Below are 3,252 nucleotides of genomic sequence, written 5' to 3' on the forward strand. Positions count from 1 at the left end.
GTCGTAGATTTTCTGGATTTCCTTTTTTATAGCCTCTTTACGCTGCTTTGAAGGAGAAACTTTTCGATTCAGAAAAGCTCGATATCCAGAGCGAGATACGCCTAAAAATTTCAGCATTCCGGAAGTAGAGACGCGGCGTCCGTAAGCGATGAATAACCACCCCGGCTATTCATCCTCCTGATTTTGTGCGATACTTTGATCAGGAACTGTTTAGGCACTCCTGATAAAGTTGGAGCAGTTTACTTCTGTTTTACAGGTCACAAGTCCTGATTCAGATCCAATAAGTACAGGAGGAGTGACCTATTCATGTCAAATGTAAAACAGAAACGACATCCCAGACGGCCGGACCAGGAATGGCTGGATCTGATCCAGGAATGCCGTTCCAGTGGGATGACGGACAAAGCCTGGTGTGAAATGAACCATATCCAGCCCAGCAAGTTTTATTATCACATCAGAAGACTGCGTAAAAAATCATGTGATATTCCTGCGAATTCCAAATCAGCCTCTTTGGAGCATCACGAGATTGTAAAACTGCAATTCGATGATCCGGCTGTCCCTGTCCATGATCGATCCGTACAAAATCCTTCGAACCCGTCTCCGGACAGCAGCCCTGCAATACGGCTGAACTTTCGGGGATGCTGTATCGAAATACTCAATTCTGCAGCGAACGAGACCATCGTGAATACCCTGGCAGCGCTGCAGTCACTGTGTTAGGTGACCTGTCCGGTGTAAAAAATTTTTACGTGGTGACCGGACATACTGATATGCGCAAGAGTTTTGATTCGTTGATGGCGCTTATACGTGACACCTACCAGCTGGATCCCTATTCCAAATCCGCTTTCCTGTTCTGCGGCCGCGACAGGAGAAAACTGAAATGCCTGTATCATGACCGGGATGGCTGGGTGCTGCTTCATAAGCGGCTGGATGGGACAGGCAGGTTCCAATGGCCACGGTCGCCTTCCGAAGCAAAACTTCTGACAAGACAGCAGTTAAGATGGCTCCTGGAAGGCCTTTCCATCGACCAGCCCAAAGCGATCGGAGTCACTGACAACAGAAAAAAGGATTTTTGATTTTGTGTAAAACAGAGAAATTTAAAAATCTTTTTTCTGCCAGTTTTTTCTTCTGCTGAAAGTTATCAACATCTGTTTCTACAGGGAAAAGAGTTATGAAGATAAGTCTTTTCCCCGTATGCACAGTTGTGGATAATCGGTCTGAAACCGGAAAAAAACAGTGTTTTCCTGACCCGTTTCAGGTATTGATGTATCAGAAAACAGTTCGTCATTTTTACCATAGCCTGTATATCGCCGGTTTGCTCTTTTCCATGTCTGAACCTATAATGGAGATATCAAAGGAGGAGCAGTACCATGCCGATAAACACTGATGATTACATCCAGATGCTGAAACAGAATAATGAACAGCAGGCGGAACAGCTTAAGTTACAGGCGGAAATGATCGAGGATTTTAAGGATACGATCAAAAACCTGAACGCCACGATTGCAAACCTGCAGGAAACCATTGAAAGTCTCAGACAGCAGATCTACGGTACATCAAGCGAGACAACCGTCTCCGGGAGAGACTCCTCTAAAAGTGCTATGCAGGATGGCACCGATGCAGAAACAGTTGTCCTCGAAACCGGAAAAGAAACGACAGTCAAAGAACATATCTGCAGGCCCCGCAAGAAAAGCCTGAGGAAAGATCTGTATGATTCGCTTCCCATACGTGAAGTTCGCTGTGATGCACCGGAACAGGACCGTTCCTGTCCGGACTGCGGCGCATCGATGGAGCATCTGGGATATAAATTTGTCCGGGAAGAACTGCGTATCATACCTGCTCGGATCGAACGTGTCCGGATCATGCAGGAGACCATGGTCTGTCCTGCGTGCCGGGAAGAGCTGGATACCACGATCACCTCTTCAAAAGTGCCTGCCGCCCTTCTGCGTCACAGCCCGGCCTCAGCATCCATGGTTGCCTGTATCATGTATCAGAAATCCGGTCTGGAGCTTCCGTTCTACCGTCAGGAACAGGACTGGCTTCAAAAAGGCGCCCCTGTACCGCGTGAAACCCAGGCCAACTGGTATAATACCTGCGCCCTGAAATACCTCTATCCGGTCTACGAACGCCTGCACCAGCTGCTTCTGGAACGGGAAGTGATTCATGTGGATGAAGTTCCATGCCAGGTACTGAAGGAACCGGGAAAACGGGCACAAAGCCGTTCGTACATGTGGATCTATCTGAGCGGAACAGATGGTCTCCCTCCGATCGTTCTGTATGATTACAGACCGGGGAGAGGTGCCGAGCATCCGACCGGATTCAAAGGGATGGTCCATTGTGACGGTTATTCCGCATATGGAAAGCTTTCCGATGTGATCCTCGTATGCTGTCTTGCCCATGTGCGGAGAAAGTTCTTTGATGCAATCCCGGCATCAAGACGAAAAGCATTCCGGCTGCTGGATATCAACTCAGAAGAGGAGATCAGCCAGTCGGATATCACGCTGGACGATTCCCTGATCCCTGCGGAAAAAGGCGTGGTTTACTGCAACAGGATCTTTTATAAAGAAAGGCTTTATAAAAACATGGATCCTGAAAGCAGAAAACAGGAACGGCTCAAAACCGAGAGTATCCTCTGGGAAGAGTTCTGGACGTGGCTCGGAACACTGAATCCGGCAGGCGGAAGCAAGCTGGAGAAAGCGGTGAACTATGCCCAAAATCACAAGGAAACCCTGATGAATTATCTGCTTGATGGAAGATGCGAGGTATCGAACAACGCGGCTGAAAGAAAAGCAAAAGCCTATGTCATGGGGAGAAAGAACTTTCTGTTTCATGGAACCGTTGACGGTGCTAACGCAAGTGCCATCGTTTTGAGTCTTATCGAAACAGCAAAGGCAAACCATTTAAACATCTATCAGTATCTCTACACACTGCTGCTTTATATGCCGGACTATAAAGAGGAGCCCGCAGGCATTGAACAGCTGCTGCCGTGGAGTGAATTCGTGAAGGAGCACTGCACAGGTCCTGCCGATGTTGAAAGCAATACGATAGAACACAGGATCGAACTTCCTGTATAATCATGATTTGTAGGCGATGAAAACGGGTATGTTATTCATCGCTTACGAAGAAAGTAATGAGAAAGAAAAATTATCAGAATCCAAGATTGGATAAATAATCATAAGTAGGAGAAGAAAAAGTATGTTAAGTCAAGAGTATACAATGTTTATAATTGCGATTATAGTAATAGTTTGGGGAGCTGTTGCT

The 3,252-nt window shown here is 46.9% G+C and carries 3 protein-coding genes; all 3 read left to right on the forward strand.

Annotation, left to right across the window (positions count from 1 at the left end; translation table 11 throughout):
* The first annotated feature begins 306 nt into the window (after positions 1–306).
* The 3 genes from tnpA to tnpC all read left to right on the forward strand — a co-directional run bounded on the left by tnpA (position 307) and on the right by tnpC (position 3,065).
* Positions 307–714 carry an IS66 family insertion sequence element accessory protein TnpA gene (gene tnpA / locus MSA64_RS09365; protein ID WP_287891430.1) on the forward strand — a complete coding sequence of 136 codons (408 nt, stop codon included), beginning with the start codon at positions 307–309 and terminating at the stop codon, positions 712–714.
* A complete protein-coding gene (tnpB, locus tag MSA64_RS09370) occupies positions 636–1,070 on the forward strand; it encodes an IS66 family insertion sequence element accessory protein TnpB (protein ID WP_277664100.1) in 435 nt (144 codons plus the stop codon). Before tnpA ends, tnpB begins: the two co-directional genes overlap by 79 nt.
* Before the next feature lie 294 nt (positions 1,071–1,364).
* Complete coding sequence (gene tnpC / locus MSA64_RS09375; RefSeq protein WP_287891433.1) at positions 1,365–3,065, forward strand: IS66 family transposase; 1,701 nt, start codon at positions 1,365–1,367, stop codon at positions 3,063–3,065.
* The last annotated feature ends 187 nt before the right edge of the window (positions 3,066–3,252 follow it).

Source organism: Oliverpabstia sp. (assembly GCF_022785585.1).
Taxonomy (GTDB): Bacteria; Bacillota; Clostridia; order Lachnospirales; family Lachnospiraceae; genus Oliverpabstia; species Oliverpabstia intestinalis.

Coding starts and splice junctions, on each gene's coding strand:
- tnpA (WP_287891430.1), top strand. CDS start 307: ATGTCAAATGTAAAACAGAAACGACATCCCAGACGGCCGGACCAGGAA.
- tnpB (WP_277664100.1), top strand. CDS start 636: ATGCTGTATCGAAATACTCAATTCTGCAGCGAACGAGACCATCGTGAA.
- tnpC (WP_287891433.1), top strand. CDS start 1,365: ATGCCGATAAACACTGATGATTACATCCAGATGCTGAAACAGAATAAT.